Origin of the sequence: Streptomyces longispororuber (assembly GCF_014656095.1) — a bacterium.
Lineage (GTDB): Bacteria > Actinomycetota > Actinomycetes > Streptomycetales > Streptomycetaceae > Streptomyces > Streptomyces longispororuber.
On record NZ_BNBT01000001.1, the window covers coordinates 47,004 to 68,504 of the forward strand.

Below are 21,501 nucleotides of genomic sequence, written 5' to 3' on the forward strand. Positions count from 1 at the left end.
CCGGCGCGGCACGTCAGTGGTGCAGGATCTTCGACAGGAAGTCCTTGGCACGGTCGCTGCGCGGGTTGCTGAAGAACTGGTCCGGAGTGGCCTCTTCGACGATCCGGCCGTCCGCCATGAAGACCACGCGGTTCGCGGCCGACCGGGCGAAGCCCATCTCGTGGGTCACGACGACCATGGTCATGCCGTCCCGGGCGAGCTGCTGCATCACCTCGAGGACCTCGTTGATCATCTCGGGGTCGAGCGCCGACGTGGGCTCGTCGAAGAGCATGACCTTGGGGTCCATGGCGAGCGCGCGGGCGATCGCGACGCGCTGCTGCTGGCCGCCGGAGAGCTGCGCCGGGTACTTGTCGGCCTGCGTGCCGACGCCCACGCGGTCGAGCAGGCCGCGGGCCTTCTCCTCCGCCTCCGCCTTGGCCGTCCTGCGCACCTTGACCTGGCCCAGCATCACGTTCTCGAGCACGGTCTTGTGCGCGAAGAGGTTGAACGACTGGAAGACCATGCCCACGTCGGCGCGGAGCCGGGCGAGCTCCTTGCCCTCCTGGGGCAGGGGCTTGCCGTCGATCGTGATGGCGCCGGAGTCGATGGTCTCCAGGCGGTTGATCGTGCGGCACAGGGTCGACTTGCCGGACCCGGAGGGTCCGATCACGACGACGACCTCGCCGCGGGCGATGGTCAGGTCGATGTCCTGGAGGACGTGCAGCGCGCCGAAGTGCTTGTTGACGTTCTTCAACACGACAAGGTCGTCCGCCGCGGGTATGGCGTCCTTGGTCACCGATACTTCGGTCACGGCTTGTTGCTCCATCCTCCTCGGGTTGGGAGGACAGTAGTAACCCGGTGCGACCAGCGTCATTACATCTGAGGGGAAATTGAGCATAACGATCCGGCCGCAACCGGACACTTTGTGTGAACGGGGCGCCGGGCGCGCGTACCGGGTGCATAACGGAACGTGTCCGTGACCCGAAGGGTCTTGACGCGGTCCTCGCCCATCGGCGTGGATGCCTTGGGGCGCGCCGCAGGCGCCCCGTACCGCTGAGATCCGCGCGCACGCGCGCGTGGCCGACGTCCGTGGACCCGGGCGGAGCGCCGCGTGAGCGGAAACGGAACATCCGATGAACCGCGGGCCCACGGCACCACCGGGACCCGCGGGAACCACGACACCACAGGGGCGCCGATGAGCTGGAGGGGGACCGCATGAGACTGCTCCTCGTCGAGGACGACGACCACGTGGCCGCCGCCCTCGCCGCGGTCCTGGCCCGGCACGGCTTCGCCGTCACCCACGCGCGCAGCGGCGAGGAGGCCCTCCAGGCCCTGCTGCCCGGCGAAGCCGCACCCTTCGGAGTGGTGCTCCTGGACCTCGGCCTGCCCGACCAGGACGGCTACGAGGTCTGCGGGAAGATCCGCAAGCGCACCTCGACCCCCGTCATCATGGTCACGGCCCGGGCCGACGTACGCTCCCGCATCCACGGTCTCAACCTCGGGGCCGACGACTACGTGGTGAAGCCCTACGACACCGGGGAGCTCATCGCCCGGATCCACGCCGTCACCCGGCGCCCGGCCGCGGGCACCGCGCCCGCCCCGGCCGAGACCGAGCTGCGGCTCGGCAACGTACGCATCGAACTGCCCACCCGCCAGGTCAGCGTGGACGGCACCAAGGTGCAGTTGACCCGCAAGGAGTTCGACCTGCTGGCCCTGCTCGCCCAGCGGCCCGGTGTGGTCTTCCGCCGGGAGCAGATCATCAGCGAGGTGTGGCGGACCAGTTGGGAGGGGACCGGCCGCACGCTGGAGGTGCACGTGGCCTCGCTGCGCGCGAAGCTGCACATGCCGACCCTGATCGAGACCGTGCGCGGAGTCGGCTACCGGCTCGTCGCCCCGGCGTCGTAGCGGGGACAGGTGCGCGCCCGCCTCCTGCCGCTGCTCATCGTCCTGATGGCGGGCGTCCTGCTCGCCCTGGGCGTGCCCCTCGCGGTGAGCGTGGCCTCCGCCCAGCAGCAGAAGGTCGTCGTCGACCGCATCGACGACACCGCGCGCTTCGCCTCGCTCGCGCAGTTCGTCACGGAACGCCCCGTCGGCTCGCGCGTACGCGACAAGGACGAACGGCGCGAGACGCTCCAGAACGAACTCGACTACTACAACGAGGTCTACGGCATCAGGGCGGGCGTCTTCTTCCGGGACACGCTCCCCATGGCGCACGCCCCGGACGACTGGTTCCTGCCCGGCGTGGGCCACCCCGTGCGCGACGCCTTCGAAGAGGCGCTGCGCTCCCGGGGCAGCCACGACCCGCCCCAGGTGTGGCCCTGGGAGGAGGACGGGCGCATCGTCGTGGCGTCCCCGGTGATCCGCGACGGCGACGTGATCGCCGTCGTCGTCACCGACTCGCCGACCGGGCGCATGCGCGCGCAGACCCTGCACGGCTGGCTGCTGATCGGCGCGGGCGAGTCGGCGGCGATGCTCCTCGCGGTCGGTGCGGCCCTGCGCCTCACCCGCTGGATCCTGCGCCCGGTGGGCGTCCTGGACGCGACCACGCACGACATCGCCACCGGCCGCCTCGCGTCCCGGGTCGCGGCGGCGGGCGGGCCGCCGGAACTCAGACGCCTGGCCCGTTCGTTCAACGAGATGGCCGACCACGTCGAGGACGTCCTGGAGCAGCAGCGCGCCTTCGTCGCCGACGCCTCCCACCAACTGCGCAACCCCCTGTCCGCCCTGCTGCTGCGCATCGAACTGCTCGCCTTGGAGCTGCCCGAGGGCAACGAGGAGATCGCCTCGGTCCGCACGGAGGGCAAGCGTCTGGCCCAGGTCCTCGACGACCTCCTGGACCTGGCGCTCGCCGAGCACGCGACGGCGGACCTCCGGCTCACCGACATCGGCGCGCTCGCGGCCGAGCGCGTGGCCGCCTGGCGGCCACTCGCCGAGGAGCGGGGCGTGCTCCTGGAGGGGCACTGCCCGGCCACCACGGGGTGGGCGGACCCGATCGCGCTGTCCAGCGCCCTGGACGCGGTGATCGACAACGCCCTCAAGTTCACGCCCGAGGGGGAGCGCGTCGAGGTGCGGGTCGCCTCGGCCGACGGGACGGCGAGCGTCGTCGTCACCGACCACGGGCCGGGCCTCACCGACGAGGAGCTGGCCCGCGTGGGCGACCGTTTCTGGCGCAGCAACCGCCACCAGAACGTCAAGGGCTCCGGCCTCGGCCTGTCCATCTCCCGCGCGCTGTTGGCCGCCGGCGGCGGCACCCTCGCGTACGAGCGCCATGAGCCGCACGGTCTGAAGGTGACGGTGGGCGTCCCCCGGCAGGCGCCCGGCGAGACTCCGGCGCTCAGGGCTTGACCGGGCGGTAGTACGTGCAGGGCTTGACCGGGCGGTAGTACGTTCAGGGCTTCACCGAGCGGTAGTAGCGCCGCGCGCCCTCGTGCAGGGCCAGGGGGTGGGTGTACAGGGCGGTCCGCAGGTCGACGAGTTGCGCGGCGTGCACGCGCGCGCCGATGCGGTCCCGGCTGTCGATGACGGTCCGGGTCAGGCCCTCCGTCAGCTCGGGGTCGACCCGGTCGGTGGTCACCAGGAGGTTGGCCACGGCCAGCGTCCGCACCGCGGCGTTCTGCTGGGCCTCGGGGTAGGCGTCGGCGGGCATCACGGCGGCCCGGTAGTAGCGCGACGCGCCGCCCTGGCGGTGCAGGGCGTCGACGAGGTCCCCGAGCGGTACGAGGCGGACGGCGACGTCCTCCGACAGCGCGCTCACGGACGCGGTGGGCAGACCGCCGGACCAGAAGAACGCGTCTATCTCGCCGCGCCGCATGAGCTCCGGGGCGGTGTCTATGCCGGCCGGCAGTGCCCTGACGTCCTTGGTGACGTCGAGCCCCGCCGCCTTCAGGACGCGCTCCGCGATGAGCTGGACGCCCGAGCGCGGCTGCCCGACGGCGACCCGTTTGCCGCGCAGGTCCTGCGCCGTGTGGATGCCGGACGAGCGGCGCACCACGATGTGCACGTAGTCGTCGTACAGCCGCGCGCAGCCCCGCAGCCGCTCGGCGCCCGCCCCGCCGCTGAGGCGGTACTTCTCCACGGCGTCGGCGGCGGCGATCGTGAAGTCGGCCTGCCCGGTGGCCACCCGCTCCACGTTCTGCTGCGACCCCTCACTGTTGAGCAGGTCGATGTCGAGGTCGGGCATGTCCTTGGCCGCGGCGGTCCGCAGGAGCTGGCCGTACGTCTCGTAGACGGCTCCCTTGACGCCCGTGCTGAAGGCCACCCGGCCCTGGGGCGACGACCCGCCCACCGGGAGCAGCCACCACAGGAGCAGCCCGAACACCACGAAGGCGACGGCCGCCCCTTGCAGGGCGCGCCGTCGGCTGAGGCGGGGCAGGGTTGGCGACATGGGCGCGATCCTGCCACCGCTGCCGCCGTGCTGACCAGGGCCGGGGCCCGGGCCACACGGTGCTCTAGCCCACGACGGCTCGCAGCAGCAGCTCCTGGAGCGTGTCCTGCTCGCGGTCCGAGAGGCGGCTGAGGGGCGACTGCCGGGTGAGCGCGGCGATGAGGCGGTCACGCAGGGCGGCGCCCTCGGAGGTGAGGACGAGCTGCTTGGCGCGGCGGTCGCTGGGGTGCGGCCGGCGCTCCACGAGGCCCTGCTCCTCCAGGCGGTCCGAGACGAAGGTGGCGTTGGACGGCTCGCAGCACATCCGCTCGGCCAGCTCGCGCAGGGTCATCGGCCCGGTCAGCTCGCGCAGGGCGACGGCTTGCGGCGCGGTCAGGCCGAGGGCGGAGGCGTGCTCCCGCACGTGGCCCTCGATGCGCCGGGACAGGGCGTTGACGAGGCCGCAGAGGCGCCGCTCGGCCTCGGCGAGGGTCTCGGCAGGCAGGGAGGTCTGGGGTTCCCGGGCTTCCGCCGAGCTCTCGGCACGAGCGGCAGCCTTCAGTCCGGGGGCCACCGGCCCGAGGGCCTCGGACCGGGTCGCCTGCTCGCCGCCGTGAGCGCCGTCGCGCGTGTTCGCCATGACCTCAGCGTACTCATCGGTGCTAACTCATATGGTTGCAACTCGAATGGTTCTAGCTCTAACGTTCTGCTCGGCGGGGCGGAACACGGCCGCGCCGACGGCTGAACCGACTGCCCTGGAGGCCCCATGCCCACGTCCGAGAACGCCACCGCGGCACACGTCGACGACCCCGCGCGGGCGGGGCGGGAGGACGCCGCCCCGCGACCGGGCGACGTGGGTGCCTTCGGGCGGCCGGGCGCGGCGGAAACCGCCGCGCGACCGGAGGAGGCGGACGCCGCCGCGCGGCTGCGCCGACCGGGGCGCACCCGCACGTTCCGCCTCGGCGACCTGCGGATCAGCTCCGTGGCCGACGGCGCCGTCCGCCTCAAGCCCCGTGGCTGGCTGCCCGCCTCGACGGCGGGCGACTGGGAGGCCCACGCGGACCACCTGGACGAGCACGGGCACCTCGTGGCGAGCGTCGGCGGGCTGCTCGTCGAGCACGGTGACCGGGCGCTGCTGATCGACGCCGGCTACGGTCCTCAGGACGCCCCTGACGACCCGGACAACGCCCTCATCGGCGCCCGTCGCAGCGGCGAGCTCCTGGCGAACCTCGCCGCGCTCGGCCGCGCCCCCGGGACCATCGAGGCGGTCGCCTTCACGCACCTGCACGGCGACCACCTGGGCTGGGCCTGGAATCCGGCACCCGGCGGCACGGAGCCCGCCTTCACCGGCGCCGCCTACCTGTTCGGCGAGCCCGAGTGGGACCAGCGCCACCTGGCCGCGGACCACGGCGCGACCGACGAGGTCCTCGCCGTCCTCGCGCCCAAGGTGCGGACGGTCACGGACGGCGAGGAGGTCTTCCCCGGGGTGCGCGCCCGGGTGCGTCCGGGCCACACGGTGGGCCACGTCACGTACGAGATCTCCTCGGGCGGCGAACGTCTCCTGGCCTTCGGTGACGCGCTGCACTCACCGGTGCAAGTCACCCACCCCGAGTGGTCGGCGGCCGTCGACCACGACCCCGCCCTGGCGGCCGCGTACCGCCGGTGGCTCGTCGGCGAACTGGCCGAGCCCGGCACGCTGGGGTTCGGCATCCACTTCGCGGACGTGGTCTTCGGCCGGGCGGAACGGCACCCCCAGGGGCACGCGGTCTGGGCCCCGCTGCCCTGAGGAACGGCAGCCCCAGGGCAGGCCGCTCAGGCCTTGCGGGCCACGCCCGCGTACATGGCCACCTCGTCCGGCAGCCCCTGCCCACCCTCTTCGGGGCGCCATCGCGAACAGGAGACGACGCCGGGCTCCAGCAGGTCGAGCCCGTCGAAGAAGCGGGCCACCTGCTCCGGGGTGCGCTGGGTCAGCTTCGGGGTGCCGTGCTCGTTCCAGAAGGCCACCGCGGCATCCACGTCCGGCATCGCCGGGCTGGTGATGGTGTGCGACAGGACGAGGTGGCTCCCGGAGGGCAGGGCCTCCATGAGGCGGCGTACGAGACCGTAGGCCTCCTGGTCGTCGTCGATGAAGATGACCACTCCCAGGAGCATCAGCGCGACCGGCTCACTGAAGTCCAGCGTCCGCCCCGCGTGCTCCAGGACGCGGTCCACGTCCCGCATGTCGGCGTCCAGGTAGTCCGTGCGCCCCTCGGGGGAGCTGGTCAGCAGGGCACGCGCGTGCGTGAGGACCAGCGGGTCGTTGTCCACGTAGACGATGCGCGACTCCGGGGCGATCCGCTGGGCCACCTCGTGGGTGTTGTCGGCCGTCGGCAGGCCGGTGCCGACGTCGAGGAACTGGCGCACGCCGAGGTCGGCCACCAGGTGACGCACCGCACGGCCCAGGAACTGGCGGTCCGCGCGCGCGTAGTCCCCGATGCCGGGGTGCAGCTCGCGGATGCGGTCACCCGCCTCGCGGTCCACGGCGTAGTTGTCCTTGCCGCCCAGCCAGTAGTTCCAGATCCGCGCCGTGTGCGGCTGCGCGGTGTTGATCCGGCTCCGTACGGCGTCGGCTGCGTCCTTGGCGGACGGACCCCGGGGGGCCTCAGGGACCTCCGGAGCCTCGGGGGAGGGGTGCCCGGTCACGTGATGCCTCCTGGCGCGAAGAGGGCCGGTGATGCTGTCAACGTGCAATCTAGCGGCGCGAGTTCCCGCGCCGGTCCCGGTTCCGCGGTTCCGCGGACAAGGCCGGCGCCCACGGCGCACCGGAACGGCTCCGGGGTGGCACGGTGCGTCGGGCGGGCACGGCGCACCGCCTCCCCGGGCGGGGACGCCACCCGCCCGGCGCCCCTGGCTCCGTCCCGCCCGGGCCGGCCCCCGGGACACCGGTCAGCACGGCGCGCTGAACCAAGCCCTTACCCTGGACGGGTGAGCGGTGACGACGTGGCTGGTGGAGCAGTGGCCGGATTGAAGACCTACGAGGTGCGCACCTACGGGTGCCAGATGAACGTCCACGACTCCGAGCGCCTCTCCGGCCTCCTGGAGGGCGCGGGCTACGTGCGCGCGCCCGAGGGCTCCGACGGCGACGCCGACGTCGTGGTGTTCAACACGTGCGCGGTCCGGGAGAACGCCGACAACCGCCTGTACGGCAACCTCGGCCGCCTCGCCCCGAAGAAGGCCTCGCGCCCCGGCATGCAGATCGCCGTCGGCGGCTGCCTGGCCCAGAAGGACCGCGACACCATCGTCAAGAAGGCCCCCTGGGTCGACGTCGTCTTCGGTACGCACAACATCGGCAAGCTGCCGGTCCTCCTGGAGCGCGCCCGCGTCCAGGAGGAGGCGCAGATCGAGATCGCCGAGTCCCTGGAGGCGTTCCCCTCGACGCTGCCCACGCGCCGCGAGAGCGCGTACGCGGCCTGGGTGTCGATCTCCGTGGGCTGCAACAACACCTGCACGTTCTGCATCGTGCCCGCCCTGCGCGGCAAGGAGAAGGACCGCAGGACCGGCGACATCCTCGCCGAGATCGAGGCGCTCGTCGCCGAGGGCGTCTCCGAGATCACGCTCCTCGGGCAGAACGTGAACGCGTACGGCTCCGACATCGGGGACCGCGAGGCCTTCAGCAAGCTCCTGCGCGCCTGCGGCACGATCGAGGGCCTGGAGCGCGTGCGCTTCACCTCGCCGCACCCGCGCGACTTCACGGACGACGTGATCGCCGCGATGGCCGAGACGCCGAACGTGATGCCGCAGCTCCACATGCCGCTGCAGTCCGGCTCGGACCCCGTCCTGAAGGCGATGCGCCGCTCCTACCGCCAGGAGCGCTACCTGGGCATCATCGAGAAGGTCCGCGCCGCCATCCCGCACGCGGCCATCACCACGGACATCATCGTGGGCTTCCCCGGCGAGACCGAGGAGGACTTCGAGCAGACCCTGCACGTGGTCCGCGAGGCCCGCTTCGCCCAGGCCTTCACCTTCCAGTACTCCAAGCGGCCCGGCACGCCGGCGGCCGAGATGGACGACCAGATCCCCAAGGCGGTCGTGCAGGCGCGCTACGAGCGTCTGGTGGCCCTCCAGGAGGAGATCTCCTGGGAGGAGAACAAGAAGCAGGTCGGCCGCACCCTGGAGCTGATGGTCGCCGAGGGCGAGGGCCGCAAGGACGGCGCCACGCACCGCCTCTCCGGCCGCGCCCCCGACAACCGCCTGGTGCACTTCACCAAGCCGGACACCGAGGTGCGCCCCGGCGACGTGGTGACCGTCGAGGTGACGTACGCGGCGCCCCACCACCTGCTCGCCGAGGGAGCCGTCCTCGACGTGCGCCGCACGCGCGCGGGTGACGCCTGGGAGAAGCGCAACGCCGCCGAGGCCGCGAAGCCGGCCGGCGTCCTGCTCGGCCTGCCCAAGGTGGGCGTCCCGGAGCCCCTGCCGGTGGCGGCGGCCCCCGGGTGCGGCCGCGACTGAGGGCGGAACACCGGACGCGGGGTGACGGTGACCGGTCCTCCGGTCCGCTGCCGTCGCGTGCCCGGCCTGCCGTACGCCGCCGCTGACCGGGCCCCGCGCTGTCGGTGGCGCGCGTTACGCTGCGGATCATGCTTGTCGCCGCAGCCGTGTGTCCCTGCCCGCCCTTGCTCGTGCCCGAGGTCGCCGCGGGTGCGGCGCCCGAGCTGGACGCCGCGCGCGCGGCGTGCGTGGACGCCATCGGGGTGCTCGCGGCCTCCCGGCCGGACCGCCTGGTCGTCGTCGGCCCGGCCGGACCCGAGGGCCACGGACCGCACCCCCAGGGGGCCCGCGGGTCGTTCCGCGGCTTCGGGGTGGACCTCGATGTCCGTCTGGGAGCACCCGAGGGCGGCAGCGAGGTGCCGGAGCGGGAGCTTCCGGCCTCCCTCGCGGTCGCCGGATGGCTCCTGGAGCACACCGGGTGGTCGGCCGCTCCGGTCGACGGCCTCGGCGTGGGGGCACCGCTCGCGGCCGAGCGGTGCGTCCGCGTCGGGCAGGAGGTCGCCACGCGGGCGGACCGGGTGGCGCTGCTGGTGATGGGCGACGCCAGCGCGTGCCGCACGCTGAAGGCGCCCGGGTACCTGGACGACCGGGCGGCCGACTACGACGCGGCGGTGGCGGCAGCCCTGGCGGCGGCCGACGTGGAGGCCCTGAAGGGGTTGGACGAGAAGCTGGCGCACGAGCTGCAGGTGGCGGGCCGGGCCCCTTGGCAGGTGCTGGCGGGCGCCGCGGCCGGCGCGGACCTCAAGGGCGCGCTGCTCTTCGACGACGCTCCCTACGGGGTGGGGTATCTGGTGGCGGCCTGGTCCTAGGGCGGGCCCCGCGAGCTGTCGTGACGGCACCGCTGCGCGCGCCGAGGACGCGCGCCCCAAATCGTCAGCCCTAAGTCCTTTGCCCTCAGCCTTGGGGTCGAGCCTGCAAGCTCCGGGTGCGGTGCGTCCGCACGGGGCGTCAGGCGCGACGTGCGGTGCCTCTACACCAGGCCTCAGGCGCGGCCGCCGCCCCGGCGCCCGTACAGCCCAGAGCAGCCGCCTGGCCCGCGCACCCAGGTACACCCAGGGCCGGGGTCAGGGCCTGGCGATGAGGCCCTGTGCTGCCGACGGCGTACACGCCGACGGCCGTGAAGCTGCGTGCCTTCACGGCCGTCCGCCGGTGCGTGTCAGGGGGCCGACGGGGGCCGCGGCGAGGACAGCGGTGGCGGCGAGGCCGGGGGAGCGGCGTCGCCACCACCGGTCTTGCCGTCGTCCGTCCCGCCGAGACGGCGCAGGGAGTCCTTCCCCGCCCCCGACGGGATCTGGCTGCCGTACGTGCCCTTGGTCTTGCGGTAGATCACCCTGGTGGCCTTCTCCAGCCCCTGGTCGATCGTGTCGCCGTGCCGCCGCGCGAGTGCCGAGGCCTTGCCCTGGGCAGGACCGAGCCCGGCTTCCAGGCTGTCCAGAGAGCCCATCGGTCCGCCTTTCCTCACGGAGATGTCACCGAGGGGGTCAGTTACGGGCGCCCTCACCGGCCTCGTTGTCGGCCGCTTCCTGAGCGGACTGCTGCTTCGGGATCTCCACGTTCTCCCCGGCAGCCTCGGCGGCCTCCGCCTGCGCTTTCGCGTCCGTGTCGTCCGTCCCGCGCGCGCTGTCCGTACGGCCGTCCGTGTCGCTGTCGCCGTCCGTACCGTCCGTGGCGTCGGCTGCCGCGCCCTGTGCGCCCTCCGGGCCGTGCTTCTCGTCCGCGGAGCCGCTCTCCGCTGCGGCCTTGCTCCCGCCCCCGTCGGCGGCCTTCTCCGCCTCCGTGGCGGACTCCTCGCCCGCCTTGTCCGGCTCTGCCGTGAGGGTGTCGGTCGCGGCCTCGGCCGTTGACGCCTTCTCCGTGTCCTTGGACTTCCGGCGGAACCGTGCAAAAACGCCCATATCTACTCCATACGTGACTCGTGTGGGCGAAATCCCGCGCCGCCCGGTGCGTCCGGTTGCGTCGCCCGGGACACCGGCCTCGAAACCGGCGGCTGGAACCTCGCAACAGGCAACGACCCCGATGCCGTGCCGTCACGTAGCTCGTTCGGGCAGACGCGGGGGGATTTGCGAGACTGGGGCGGTGAGTAGCGCACCCCCCGCACCGCGGGTCATCGCCGTCGTCGGGCCGACCGCGGCCGGTAAGTCCGATCTGGGAGTCTTCCTGGCGCAGCGCCTCGGCGGCGAGGTCGTCAACGCGGACTCGATGCAGCTCTACCGGGGGATGGACATCGGCACCGCCAAGCTGACGCTTGCCGAGCGCGGCGGCGTCCCGCACCACCTCCTCGACATCTGGGACGTCACCGAGGCGGCGAGCGTCGCCGAGTACCAGAAGCTCGCGCGCGCGGAGATCGACCGGCTGCTCGCCGAGGGCCGCTGGCCGATCCTCGTCGGCGGCTCCGGCCTGTACGTCAGGGGCGCCATCGACCACCTGGAGTTCCCCGGCACCGACCCCGCGGTGCGCGCCCGGCTGGAGGAGGAGCTCGCGGAGCACGGCCCCGGCGCGCTGCACGCCCGGCTCGCCGGCGCGGACCCCGACGCGGCCCGCGCGATCCTGCCCGGCAACGGCCGCCGCATCGTCCGCGCCCTGGAGGTCATCGCGATCACGGGACGGCCCTTCACCGCCAACCTGCCCGGCCATGAGTCGGTGTACGACACCGTGCAGATCGGCGTCGACGTGGCCCGCCCCGAGCTGGACGAACGCATCGCCGCACGCGTGGACCGCATGTGGGAGGCGGGCCTCGTCGACGAGGTGCGCGCACTGGAGGCGCAGGGTCTGCGCGAGGGGCGCACGGCGTCGCGCGCGCTCGGCTACCAGCAGCTCCTCGCGGCGCTCGCGGGGGAGTGCACCGAGGAAGAGGCGCGCGCCGAAACCGTGCGCGCCACCAAGCGTTTCGCGCGCCGCCAGGACACGTGGTTCCGCCGCGACCCGCGGGTGCACTGGCTCAGCGGGGCCGCCGCCGACCGCGGGGAACTCCCGGGACGGGCACTGACGTTGGTCGAACGAGCGGTCACAGCCTGATCACGTGATGGCATCGGGACGCTCCGCCGGTCATCGTGGCACCTGACGCCGTGCCATCATCGACCATCGATCGACCAGTGGAGTCCGAAGTGGGAGGGCGCGTGGCGATGGAGGCCGGCCCTCGTGACACCGCACATGACGGCGAGCGGCACACCGCTCCGGACGGAGCGCGGCTCAGCCCGGACGGCCCGGACAGCCAGCAGGCGACCGCCGGCGGCGTGACCGACGACGGCCCCTCCGAGGCGGAGCTGGCCACCGGACCCGAGGTCGAGGTGGAGCTGCGCCCCCAGCGCAGGCTGCGCATCTGGCAGCTCGCCCCGATCGTGGTCCTCGCCGCCGTCGGCTCCCTGATGTTCGCCTTCCCGCTCGCCTTCGAGTTCGGCGACGGCGGCGCCGTGGTCGCCATGCTCGGGCTGCTCATCAGCTCCTGCGCCGCGGGCTGGGGCATGATGGCCGCCCGCCGCGTCGGCCACACCTGGCCCGGGCTGCCGGAGCGCGGCTCGGGACGGCGCCCGGACTGGCGGGTGGTCTCGGCGTACACCCTGGCGGTCACCGCGGTCGCCGTCCTCGCCGTGTGGCGCGTGGCCCGACTGCGCTGAGCGGCGGGCCGGGGCGGGCCGCGGCGGTCCCGGCAGCATCGGCGGACCGCTCCGCCGCCGCTGTCGTACCCACCCCGTACGATCGAGGAATGAGCACACCGATCGCCTTCCTGAAGGGACACGGGGCCGAGAACGACTTCGTGATCGTCCCGGACGCCGACAACGCCATCGAGCTGTCCCCGGCCGCCGTCGCCGCCCTGTGCGACCGGCGCGCGGGCATCGGCGGCGACGGTCTGCTGCACGTGGTGCGCTCCGCCGCGCACCCGGAGGCGCGGCACCTGGCGGACGAGGCCGAATGGTTCATGGACTACCGCAACGGCGACGGCTCGATCGCCGAGATGTGCGGCAACGGCGTGCGCGTGTTCGCGCGCTACCTCCAGCACGCGGGACTCGTCGGCGAGGGTGACCTGGCCGTGGCCACCCGCGGCGGCGTGAAGCGCGTGCACATCGCCAAGCCCACGTCCTCCGGCGCCGACGGCGACATCACCGTCGGCATGGGCAGGGCCGTGCTCCCCGAGGGCGAGGTCACGGTCTCCGTGGCCGACCGCCACTGGCCCGCCCGGAACGTGAACATGGGCAACCCGCACGCCGTCGCCTTCGTGGACGACCTGGCCCACGCGGGCAACCTCTACGAGCCCCCGCCGTTCAGCCCGCAGAGCGCGTACCCGGACGGGGTGAACGTGGAGTTCGTCGTCGACCGAGGCCCGCGCCACGTCGCCATGCGCGTGCACGAGCGCGGTGCGGGCGAGACCCGGGCCTGCGGCACGGGCGCGTGCGCCGTCGCCGTCGCCGCCGCCCGCAGGGACGGCCTGGACCCCGCGGAGACCGGTGCCCCGGTGACGTACACCGTGGACCTGCCCGGCGGCCGGCTCGTGATCACCGAGCGGCCCGACGGCGAGATCGAGATGACGGGCCCCGCCGTGATCGTCGCGGAGGGCGAGATCGACCCCCGGTGGCTGGCCTCGGCGGCGCGCTGAGGACCTTCCGCCACCCGGGCGCCCCGGTGCGCAACGCACGGCCGGGTGGCCGCCCGAGCGGGTGACTGTCCGGCCGGACGGCCGTCCGACCGAGTGGCCACTGGAGACGCGTGGCCAGCCGGGGCCGCCTCGCCGCGCGTCGGCGGGCACCCCGGGCAGCCGAAGGGGGCGAGCGGTCACAACAGGCGTACGACGCGTCACGACGGGGCCCCTCCGTGTCGCAACAGCACACGTCCCGGTCGCATCATCACGCGAAACGCGACTCCACAGAACTGTCGCTCGAATGGGTGATCCGTTTCACGCTCGGCGAGAGCGGGTCAGCGGCGCGTGATGGGCTCGGTAGCATCAAGCACCGGCCCGGACGGAGCAGGCTGCCGTCCGCACACCGCCGGTCGGAGCTGCCGGAGGTGCCCATGAGTGCGGAGGCGACGAATCCCGCGACGCCCGGCCCCACGACGCCCGTGGGCCCGGCCCCGGCGACGGCGGGCTCCACAGGCCAGCGGCGCCGCGCCCGCTCCCGCCTCGACCTGCGCAGGCTCGGCCGGGCCGCACTGCTCGGACCCGCCGGACGCGACCGCGTCCCGGACGCGATCAGCCACGTCGTCGAGGCCCACCGCGGCCACCACCCCGACGCCGACCTGGAGCCGCTGCGCCGCGCCTACGTCCTCGCCGAGTCCTCGCACCGCGGCCAGACGCGCAAGAGCGGCGAGCCGTACATCACGCACCCGCTCGCCGTCACGCTGATCCTCGCCCAACTGGGCGCCGAGACGACGACCTTGACCGCCTCCCTGCTCCACGACACGGTCGAGGACACGGACGTGACCCTCGATCAGGTGCGCGCGGAGTTCGGCGACGACGTGTGCTATCTCGTCGACGGCGTCACCAAGCTGGAGAAGGTCGACTACGGCGCGGCCGCCGAGCCCGAGACCTTCCGCAAGATGCTCGTCGCCACCGGCAACGACGTCCGCGTGATGGCGATCAAACTCGCCGACCGGCTGCACAACATGCGCACCCTGGGCGTCATGCGCCCCGAGAAACAGGCGCGCATCGCCAAGGTCACCCGGGACGTCCTCATCCCGCTCGCCGAACGGCTCGGCGTACAGGCCCTGAAGACCGAGCTGGAGGACCTCGTCTTCGCCATCCTCCACCCCGAGGAGTACGCCCGGGTCGAGGCGCTGGTCGCGGCGAAGAACGCCGACGGTTCCGACCCGCTCGCGGACATCGCCGAAGACGTGCGCGGCGTCCTGCGCGAGGCGGGCATCACGGCCGAAGTCCTCATCCGGCCCCGGCACTTCGTCTCCGTGCACCGCGTCCACCGCAAACGCGGCGGCCTGCGCCCCGCCGACTTCGGGCGGCTGCTCGTCCTCGTCGGCGAGGACGCCGACTGCTACGGCGTGCTCGGTGAGCTGCACACGTGCTTCACGCCGGTCGTCTCGGAGTTCAAGGACTTCATCGCCGTACCGAAGTTCAACCTGTACCAGTCGCTGCACACGGCCGTCGCGCGCCGCGACGGCGAGGTCGCCGAGGTCCTCATCCGCACGCACGAGATGCACCGCGTCGCGGAGGCGGGCGTCGTCGCCCTGCGCAACCCGTACGCACCGCCCACGGAGGAGCAGCCCGCCGACGGCGAGCGCGCCGACCCCACCCGGCCCGGCTGGCTCTCACGCCTCCTGGAATGGCAGCAGGCCGCCCCTGACCCCGACACGTTCTGGTCCACCCTGCGCGAGGACCTCGCCCAGGACCGCGAGATCGCCGTCTACCGCGCCGAGGGCGGCACGCTCGGCCTGCCCGCAGGAGCGAGCTGCGTCGACGCCGCGTACGCCCAGTACGGCGAGGACGCGCACGCCTGTATCGGCGCCCGCGTGAACGGCCGCCTCGCGACGCTCAGCACGGTCCTGCGGGACGGCGACACGGTGCAGCTCCTCATGGGCCAGGACCCGTCGTCCGGGCCCTCCCGCGAGTGGCTCGACCACGCGCGCACGCCCGCCGCCCGCATCGCCATCCGCCGCTGGCTCGCCTCCCACCCGACCCCGGCCCCCTGTCCGCCGCCCGCGGCGACCCCGCCCCCGGTGACGGTCCCGGCCGCCGCGTCCCGGCCCCCGGTGCCGGCGGCCCTGCGCCCGGCCGCCGCGAACGCCGTGGTCGACCGCGAGGGCGCCACCGTACGGCTCGCCGGGTGCTGCACTCCCGTCCCGCCCGACGAGGTCACGGGTTTCGCGGTGCGCGGCGGCGTGGTCACGGTCCACCGGGTCACCTGCCCGGCGGTGGCGCGCATGAAGGACGTGGGGCGCGCGGAGGTGGGCGTGCGCTGGGGGGACAGCGCCGAGTGCCGGGTCACGCTCGTCGCCGAGTCCTTCGGCAGACCGCACCTGCTCGCCGACCTCACCGAAGCCATCGCCCTGGAGGGTGCCGCCATCATCTCGGCGACCGTGGAGCCCCCGAGCCAGCAGCGCGTCCGCCACACCTACACCCTGGAACTCCCGGACGCCGCCCGCCTCCCCGTCCTGATGCGCGCGATGCGGAACGTCCCGGGCGTGTACGACGTGAGCCGGGCCCAGCACCGGGCCCCGGCGGCGCCGTGAGGCAGGTCCCCGGCGGGAGCCCGCGGCGGTTGCGGGTCTTCGGGGGCTCGGGACGGCGGTAGCAGGCCTGCGGCATCCCGGACGGCGGCGACAACCTCCTGGGGGCGGGGCAGCGGCAACAGGCCCGGGGGAGGCCCAGGAGGGGCCCAGGGAGGCCCCCGGGCGGCTCAGGGCGGCAACGGATCGGCGCGCGCGTGCCGGCGCTGTGGCATCCGGCCACCCGCAGCCGCACTCGTTCGAGTGGCCCGGTGCGCGTCGTCCCGGCACGGAAGGCGGGCGCTGATACCGGTGGTTCATGCTGCTCACCCCACGTCCCAAGGCCGTGCGGCCCCGCACCGTCCGCGTCGCCGTCGCCCTGCTCGCCACCGCCACCTCGGCCACACTGCTCGCCGCGAGCGCCCCGCAGCCGGCCCCGCCGCTCGGCATCGGCGACCGGCTGTTCCCCCATCTCGGCAACCCCGGCTACGACGTCCTGGCGTACGACATCGCCTTCACCTACCGCGGCGACAACAGTAAGCCGCTCGACGCCCTGACGAAGATCGATGCCCAGGTGACCGCCCCGCTGGAGCGCGTCAACCTCGACTTCGCCGAGGGCAAGGTCCACTCCGTCGAGGTCAACGGCGTGGCCGCCGACTTCGACACCAGCGGCGAGGACCTCGTCATCACGCCCCACGCGCGCGTGGAGCGCGGCGAGCGCATGCGGATCGCCGTCCACCACACCAGCCGTACGGTCGGCCGCAAGGAGGCGACCGGCTGGGTGCGCACCGCCGACGGCCTCGCCATGGCCAACCAGGCGGACGCCGCGCACCGCGTGTTCCCCTGCAACGACCACCCCGCCGACAAGGCGCAGTTCACGTTCCACGTGACCGCGCCCAAGGAGCTCACCGTCGTCGCGAACGGCCTCCCCCTGGCGTCGACCCGCGCCGGTGTCCCCCGTACGACGGGACAGGACGAGACCACCCGCACGTGGGCGTACCGCACCGAGCACCCCATGGCGACCGAGCTGGCCCAGGTGTCCATCGGCCGGTCCGCGGTGCCGCGCCGCACCGGCCCGCACGGGCTGCCCGTACGCGACGTCGTACCGAGCAAGGACCGCGCCGGGCTGGAGCGCTGGCTCAAGAAGACGCCCGGCCAGATCGCCTGGATGGAGAACAAGGTCGGCCGCTACCCCTTCGAGACGTACGGGGTGCTCATGGCGGACGCCGACACCGGCTTCGCCCTGGAGACGCAGACGCTGTCGCTCTTCGAGAAGCAGTTGTTCACGCGCCCCGAGTTCCCGGAGTGGTACGTGGACACGATCATGGTCCACGAACTGGCGCACCAGTGGTTCGGCGACAGCGTCAGCCCGCGCACCTGGTCCGACCTGTGGCTGAACGAGGGCCACGCCACCTGGTACGAGGCCCTGTACGGGGAGGAGAAGTCCGGGCGCACCCTGCGCGCGCGGATGCGCGAGGCCTACCGGCACTCGGACCAGTGGCGCGCGACGGGCGGCCCGCCGGCCGCGCCCAAGGCCCCCGACCCGGGGCGCAAGATCAGCCTCTTCCGGCCCGTCGTGTACGACGGCAGTGCCCTGGTGCTCTACGCGCTGCGGCAGGTGATCGGCCAGCCCGCCTTCGAGCGCCTGGAGCGCGAGTGGGTCCACGTCCACCACGACGGCAACGCCACGACGGCCGACTTCGTCCGCTTGGCCTCACAGATCTCGGGCCGCAACCTGCACGAGTTCTTCGAGGCCTGGCTGTACGGGGCCAAGACGCCGCCGATGCCGGGGCACCCCCAGTGGAAGTCGGCGGCTCCGGGGACGAAGCTGCCCGCGCGGGCCGGGGGCGGGCACGCCGCCGCGGCCCACGGTGACGGTGTCCATGGCGGCAGGGGGCACGTCCACCCTTGATCATCGTGCCGGTGCCGGTGCCGGTACTGGGTACTGGTACCGGTGGGTACTGGTGTCGGCCCGGTGCCGGTGTCGGCGGTGGTGCCGGTGTCGGCAGCGGTGCCGCGGGCCCGGGCCCGCGGGATGCGTGCGGGACCGGGCGCGCATGGCCGGGCAGATCCCGGTAATAACCCAGATGACGAGACGGGCCGTCCCGTGCAACCATCGTCTGGTCGACGGCGCGGCCCGTCCGGGACATCCCCTCAGGGATATCTCAGGGTCGGTTCCGGCCGGTCCGGGGAATCCCGGGGCGGTCGCGAGCGTTGTCGAATGTGACGGGTGGCGCCGTCGCTCGCGAGGCGCGGTCGCACCAAGGGGTGCGGCGGGGCGCCGGACGTCCCGAAAGCGCCCTCGCATCGGTTTCCCATCGACGTAAAGGACCCAATGACCTCCTCTTCTTCCTCCTCCCAGGACGCACAGAGCTTCGCGCAGAACTACCCCGAAGGTCTTCGGGCCGATGCCCTGATGGAAGAGGACGTCGCCTGGAGCCACGAGATCGACGGAGAGCGGGACGGCGACCAGTTCGACCGTGCCGAGCGAGCGGCCCTGCGCCGCGTCGCGGGCCTCTCCACCGAGCTCGAGGACGTCACCGAAGTCGAGTACCGGCAGCTCCGCCTGGAGCGGGTGGTGCTCGTCGGCGTCTGGACCTCCGGGACGGTTCAGGACGCGGAGAACTCCCTCGCCGAGCTCGCCGCCCTCGCGGAGACCGCCGGCGCCCTCGTGCTCGACGGCGTCATCCAGCGCCGTGACAAGCCGGACCCGGCGACGTACATCGGTTCCGGCAAGGCCATGGAGCTGCGCGACATCGTGCTCGAGACGGGCGCCGACACGGTCGTCTGCGACGGTGAGCTCAGCCCCGGCCAGCTCATCCACCTCGAAGACGTCGTCAAGGTCAAGGTGGTCGACCGGACCGCCCTGATCCTCGACATCTTCGCCCAGCACGCCAAGTCCCGAGAGGGCAAGGCGCAGGTGGCCCTCGCGCAGATGCAGTACATGCTGCCGAGGCTCCGCGGCTGGGGTCAGTCGCTCTCCCGTCAGATGGGTGGCGGCGGGGGTGGCGGCATGGCCACCCGCGGCCCCGGTGAGACCAAGATCGAGACGGACCGGCGACGGATCCGCGAGAAGATGGCGAAGATGCGCCGGGAGATCGCGGAGATGAAGACGGGCCGCGAGATCAAGCGCCAGGAGCGCAAGCGCAACCAGGTGCCCTCGGTCGCCATCGCCGGGTACACGAACGCCGGCAAGTCGTCCCTGCTCAACCGCCTCACGGGCGCGGGCGTCCTGGTGGAGAACGCCCTGTTCGCCACCCTGGACCCGACCGTCCGCAAGGCCGAGACCCCGAGCGGCCGCCTGTACACGCTGGCGGACACGGTCGGCTTCGTCCGGCACCTGCCGCACCACCTCGTGGAGGCCTTCCGCTCCACGATGGAGGAGGTCGGCGAGTCCGACCTGATCCTGCACGTGGTGGACGGCTCGCACCCGGCGCCCGAGGAGCAGCTCGCGGCCGTCCGCGAAGTGATCCGCGACGTGGGCGCGACGGACGTCCCCGAGATCGTGGTGATCAACAAGGCGGACGCGGCCGACCCGCTGACCCTCCAGCGGCTGCTGCGCACGCAGCGGCACGCGATCGCGGTCTCGGCGCGCACCGGCGAGGGCATCGAGGAACTGCTCGCCCTCATCGACGCCGAGCTGCCGCGGCCCGAGGTCGAGATCGAGGCCCTCGTGCCGTACACCCACGGCAAGCTCGTCTCGCGCGCGCACGCCGAGGGCGAGGTGCTCTCCGAGGAGCACACCGCCGAGGGCACGCTGCTCAAGGCACGGGTGCACGAGGTGCTGGCGGCGGAGCTCGCTCCGTTCGTCCCGGCGACGCACTGACCCCGGGCGAGCACGCCCGCCGGGGCGTGCTCGTGAGCTGAAGCACACGGTTGAGGCCCCGCCCCCTGTCACAGGGGGCGGGGCCTCAACCGTGTGTGGGGCGTGTCGGACCGGGGGCCTGTCAGCTACAGGCCCCGATCCACAGACATGTGTGCCATGGGCGCCCTAGCCACAGGGATGACAGCCGCCGCAGAGCCGGAACCACAGGGATGTGTGCCACGGGCGCCCGAGCCTTCGGGACGCGAACCACGAGCCACAGGGCGTCCGAGCGGCAGCTCAGCCGCACGCCGCAAGCGTGACCGGAGCCGGAAGGACACTCGAAGGGAGCACCCCGTACCGCAGGGCGCCCCCCGAGCCACCGCTCAGTGATCCGCCGGGATCACTGAGCCCCGTACTTCTCGCTCATCATGTCGAAGACCCGCTTCGCCCCGGAGCCGAGCTGCGGGCCGGCGAGCCAGGTGTTCTGCGCCGGGCCGATCGAGGTGTTCGACACCAGCTTGGTCTCGTCGTTCACCACCCGGAACCAGCCGCCGCCGGACGAGCCGCCGGTCATGGTGCAGCCGATGCGGAACATCGTCGGCTGCGTGGGGTCCAGCGACAGACGGCCCGGCTTGTCGATGCACTTGTGCATGGTCAGGCCGTTGAACGGCGGCGCGGCCGGGTAGCCCCAGGCGCCCATGGAGCCCACGCTCCGCGCGGACGGGGCCGAGAAGTCGACGCCCAGCGCGTTGCCGACCGTCTCCTCCAGGGACTTGCTGCCCTGCTGCGGCTTCACGTGCATCACGGCGTAGTCGTACGGAGCACCGGCCCCGCCCGACGCCGCGCCCCGGTCGATCCACTCGCCGGAGGTCGACACCCAGTCCGCCCACCACTGGCCGTACGGGGCGATCTCCTGCGGTGCCGCGTTGCTCAGCTCGGCCTCGGACTTGTTGAGGTCGTTGTACGCCGGGACGAAAGTGATGTTGCGGTACCAGCCGCCCTGCGCGCCCGCGTGCACGCAGTGCCCCGCGGTCCACACGAGGTTGGACTTGCCCGGGTTGCGCGGGTCCTTCACGACCGTGCCCGAGCAGACCATCGAGCCCTCGGGGGAGTCGAAGAAGATCTTGCCGACGGGCGCGGCGTTCTCGTGGTACGGCGTCTTCTCGGGCTTCGCCTGGACCGGCTGCGGCTCGGGGTCGGTCGCGCCCTGGTCGGCGGCCGCGTCCTTCGCCGCGATCGTCTTGTTCGGGTCCTTGGCCTTGCGCATCCGTTCGGGCTTCCACAGCCCCTCTATGACGGGGTTGACGAAGTCCTTGGCCTCGCGCAGCCAGTCGTCCTTGCTCCAGTCCTTCCAGGCACCGTCCTTCCACTTGTCCGGATCGATGCCGTGCTCCTTGAGCCGGTCGGTGAGGTCGGCCGGCAGGCCGCCGCCGCCCGAGCCGGACCCCTTGTCCGCGCCCTGCGAGGTCCCGGACGAGCCCGACGTGTCGCTCGCCTTGTCGTCGCTCGGCCCACAGGCCGTGGAGGTGAGCGCGAGAGTCGCGGCGAGCCCGGTGACGGCGAGCGCGGTACGGCGACCGCGGCCGCGCGCGAAGGGCGCACGAATGGAACGCATGGAGCTGGAACCCCCGTAGGAAAGTGTATTTGCCATGTGCGTGTCAGGCATGGAGGCGGCATC

Annotated in this window: 18 protein-coding genes; 11 read left to right on the top strand and 7 right to left on the bottom strand. The window is 73.1% G+C overall.

The window, feature by feature from the left end:
• Window positions 1-13: 13 nt before the first annotated feature.
• Window positions 14-790, bottom strand: a complete 777-nt coding sequence (locus IE330_RS00175; RefSeq protein WP_190133707.1) for an amino acid ABC transporter ATP-binding protein — start codon at window positions 788-790, stop codon at window positions 14-16.
• Window positions 791-1,194: 404 nt separating this feature from the next.
• Here IE330_RS00175 and IE330_RS00180 point away from each other — a divergent pair, with 404 nt between their 5' ends.
• Window positions 1,195-1,884: a response regulator transcription factor gene (locus IE330_RS00180; protein ID WP_190133708.1), complete on the top strand. Its 690-nt coding sequence runs from the start codon at window positions 1,195-1,197 to the stop codon at window positions 1,882-1,884.
• A 9-nt stretch (window positions 1,885-1,893) separates the two neighbouring features.
• Window positions 1,894-3,324 (top strand): sensor histidine kinase, encoded by a 1,431-nt coding sequence (locus IE330_RS00185; protein ID WP_190133709.1) that lies wholly within the window; start codon window positions 1,894-1,896, stop codon window positions 3,322-3,324.
• A gap of 43 nt (window positions 3,325-3,367) precedes the next feature.
• On the opposite strand, the gene IE330_RS00190 is transcribed toward IE330_RS00185, so the two are convergent.
• Both IE330_RS00190 and IE330_RS00195 read right to left on the bottom strand, forming a co-directional pair.
• Window positions 3,368-4,363 carry a TAXI family TRAP transporter solute-binding subunit gene (locus IE330_RS00190; RefSeq protein ID WP_190133710.1) on the bottom strand — a complete coding sequence of 332 codons (996 nt, stop codon included), beginning with the start codon at window positions 4,361-4,363 and terminating at the stop codon, window positions 3,368-3,370.
• A gap of 64 nt (window positions 4,364-4,427) precedes the next feature.
• Window positions 4,428-4,847: a MarR family winged helix-turn-helix transcriptional regulator gene (locus tag IE330_RS00195; RefSeq protein ID WP_229925233.1), complete on the bottom strand. Its 420-nt coding sequence runs from the start codon at window positions 4,845-4,847 to the stop codon at window positions 4,428-4,430.
• Window positions 4,848-5,108: 261 nt separating this feature from the next.
• Between IE330_RS00195 and IE330_RS00200 the strand changes: the two genes are divergently transcribed.
• On the top strand, window positions 5,109-6,128 hold the full coding sequence (locus tag IE330_RS00200; RefSeq protein WP_190133712.1) for an MBL fold metallo-hydrolase: 1,020 nt from the start codon (window positions 5,109-5,111) through the stop codon (window positions 6,126-6,128).
• A 26-nt stretch (window positions 6,129-6,154) separates the two neighbouring features.
• Here the strand turns inward: IE330_RS00200 and IE330_RS00205 are convergent, their stop codons facing one another.
• Window positions 6,155-6,931 carry an SAM-dependent methyltransferase gene (locus tag IE330_RS00205; protein WP_373314524.1) on the bottom strand — a complete coding sequence of 259 codons (777 nt, stop codon included), beginning with the start codon at window positions 6,929-6,931 and terminating at the stop codon, window positions 6,155-6,157.
• Between the two features lie 390 nt (window positions 6,932-7,321).
• On the opposite strand from IE330_RS00205, the gene miaB reads away from it, so the two are divergent.
• Both miaB and IE330_RS00215 read left to right on the top strand, forming a co-directional pair.
• A complete protein-coding gene (gene miaB / locus IE330_RS00210) occupies window positions 7,322-8,830 on the top strand; it encodes a tRNA (N6-isopentenyl adenosine(37)-C2)-methylthiotransferase MiaB (RefSeq protein ID WP_373314525.1) in 1,509 nt (502 codons plus the stop codon).
• A gap of 128 nt (window positions 8,831-8,958) precedes the next feature.
• The gene (locus tag IE330_RS00215; protein WP_190133714.1) at window positions 8,959-9,678 is read left to right on the top strand and encodes a class III extradiol dioxygenase subunit B-like domain-containing protein; all 720 of its coding nucleotides are present in this window, start codon (window positions 8,959-8,961) and stop codon (window positions 9,676-9,678) included.
• 347 nt (window positions 9,679-10,025) lie between these two features.
• Here IE330_RS00215 and IE330_RS00220 read toward each other — a convergent pair whose 3' ends face one another.
• Window positions 10,026-10,313, bottom strand: a complete 288-nt coding sequence (locus IE330_RS00220) for an antitoxin (protein ID WP_190133715.1) — start codon at window positions 10,311-10,313, stop codon at window positions 10,026-10,028.
• A gap of 37 nt (window positions 10,314-10,350) precedes the next feature.
• Window positions 10,351-10,764 carry a hypothetical protein gene (locus IE330_RS00225; RefSeq protein ID WP_190133716.1) on the bottom strand — a complete coding sequence of 138 codons (414 nt, stop codon included), beginning with the start codon at window positions 10,762-10,764 and terminating at the stop codon, window positions 10,351-10,353.
• 181 nt (window positions 10,765-10,945) lie between these two features.
• Here IE330_RS00225 and miaA point away from each other — a divergent pair, with 181 nt between their 5' ends.
• The 6 genes from miaA to hflX all read left to right on the top strand — a co-directional run bounded on the left by miaA (window position 10,946) and on the right by hflX (window position 19,844).
• Window positions 10,946-11,884 (top strand): tRNA (adenosine(37)-N6)-dimethylallyltransferase MiaA, encoded by a 939-nt coding sequence (gene miaA / locus IE330_RS00230; RefSeq protein WP_190133717.1) that lies wholly within the window; start codon window positions 10,946-10,948, stop codon window positions 11,882-11,884.
• A gap of 107 nt (window positions 11,885-11,991) precedes the next feature.
• Window positions 11,992-12,483, top strand: coding sequence for a hypothetical protein (locus IE330_RS00235; RefSeq protein WP_190133792.1), 492 nt, complete (start codon window positions 11,992-11,994; stop codon window positions 12,481-12,483).
• Between the two features lie 89 nt (window positions 12,484-12,572).
• A complete protein-coding gene (gene dapF, locus IE330_RS00240; RefSeq protein ID WP_190133718.1) occupies window positions 12,573-13,460 on the top strand; it encodes a diaminopimelate epimerase in 888 nt (295 codons plus the stop codon).
• 413 nt (window positions 13,461-13,873) lie between these two features.
• A complete protein-coding gene (locus IE330_RS00245) occupies window positions 13,874-16,042 on the top strand; it encodes a RelA/SpoT family protein (RefSeq protein WP_190133719.1) in 2,169 nt (722 codons plus the stop codon).
• A gap of 295 nt (window positions 16,043-16,337) precedes the next feature.
• A complete protein-coding gene (locus tag IE330_RS00250) occupies window positions 16,338-17,930 on the top strand; it encodes a M1 family metallopeptidase (RefSeq protein ID WP_190133720.1) in 1,593 nt (530 codons plus the stop codon).
• 423 nt (window positions 17,931-18,353) lie between these two features.
• Window positions 18,354-19,844 carry a GTPase HflX gene (gene hflX / locus IE330_RS00255; protein WP_190133721.1) on the top strand — a complete coding sequence of 497 codons (1,491 nt, stop codon included), beginning with the start codon at window positions 18,354-18,356 and terminating at the stop codon, window positions 19,842-19,844.
• A 379-nt stretch (window positions 19,845-20,223) separates the two neighbouring features.
• Here the strand turns inward: hflX and IE330_RS00260 are convergent, their stop codons facing one another.
• A complete protein-coding gene (locus tag IE330_RS00260) occupies window positions 20,224-21,438 on the bottom strand; it encodes a trypsin-like serine peptidase (RefSeq protein ID WP_190133722.1) in 1,215 nt (404 codons plus the stop codon).
• Window positions 21,439-21,501: the final 63 nt, after the last annotated feature.

Excerpts from the sequence above, each read along its gene's own strand:
- IE330_RS00180 (WP_190133708.1), top strand. The coding sequence starts at position 1,195 with ATGAGACTGCTCCTCGTCGAGGACGACGACCACGTGGCCGCCGCCCTC.
- IE330_RS00190 (WP_190133710.1), bottom strand. The coding sequence starts at position 4,363 with ATGTCGCCAACCCTGCCCCGCCTCAGCCGACGGCGCGCCCTGCAAGGG.
- IE330_RS00200 (WP_190133712.1), top strand. The coding sequence starts at position 5,109 with ATGCCCACGTCCGAGAACGCCACCGCGGCACACGTCGACGACCCCGCG.
- IE330_RS00215 (WP_190133714.1), top strand. The coding sequence starts at position 8,959 with ATGCTTGTCGCCGCAGCCGTGTGTCCCTGCCCGCCCTTGCTCGTGCCC.
- IE330_RS00220 (WP_190133715.1), bottom strand. The coding sequence starts at position 10,313 with ATGGGCTCTCTGGACAGCCTGGAAGCCGGGCTCGGTCCTGCCCAGGGC.
- IE330_RS00225 (WP_190133716.1), bottom strand. The coding sequence starts at position 10,764 with ATGGGCGTTTTTGCACGGTTCCGCCGGAAGTCCAAGGACACGGAGAAG.
- IE330_RS00235 (WP_190133792.1), top strand. The coding sequence starts at position 11,992 with ATGGAGGCCGGCCCTCGTGACACCGCACATGACGGCGAGCGGCACACC.
- dapF (WP_190133718.1), top strand. The coding sequence starts at position 12,573 with ATGAGCACACCGATCGCCTTCCTGAAGGGACACGGGGCCGAGAACGAC.
- IE330_RS00245 (WP_190133719.1), top strand. The coding sequence starts at position 13,874 with ATGAGTGCGGAGGCGACGAATCCCGCGACGCCCGGCCCCACGACGCCC.
- IE330_RS00250 (WP_190133720.1), top strand. The coding sequence starts at position 16,338 with ATGCTGCTCACCCCACGTCCCAAGGCCGTGCGGCCCCGCACCGTCCGC.
- hflX (WP_190133721.1), top strand. The coding sequence starts at position 18,354 with ATGACCTCCTCTTCTTCCTCCTCCCAGGACGCACAGAGCTTCGCGCAG.
- IE330_RS00260 (WP_190133722.1), bottom strand. The coding sequence starts at position 21,438 with ATGCGTTCCATTCGTGCGCCCTTCGCGCGCGGCCGCGGTCGCCGTACC.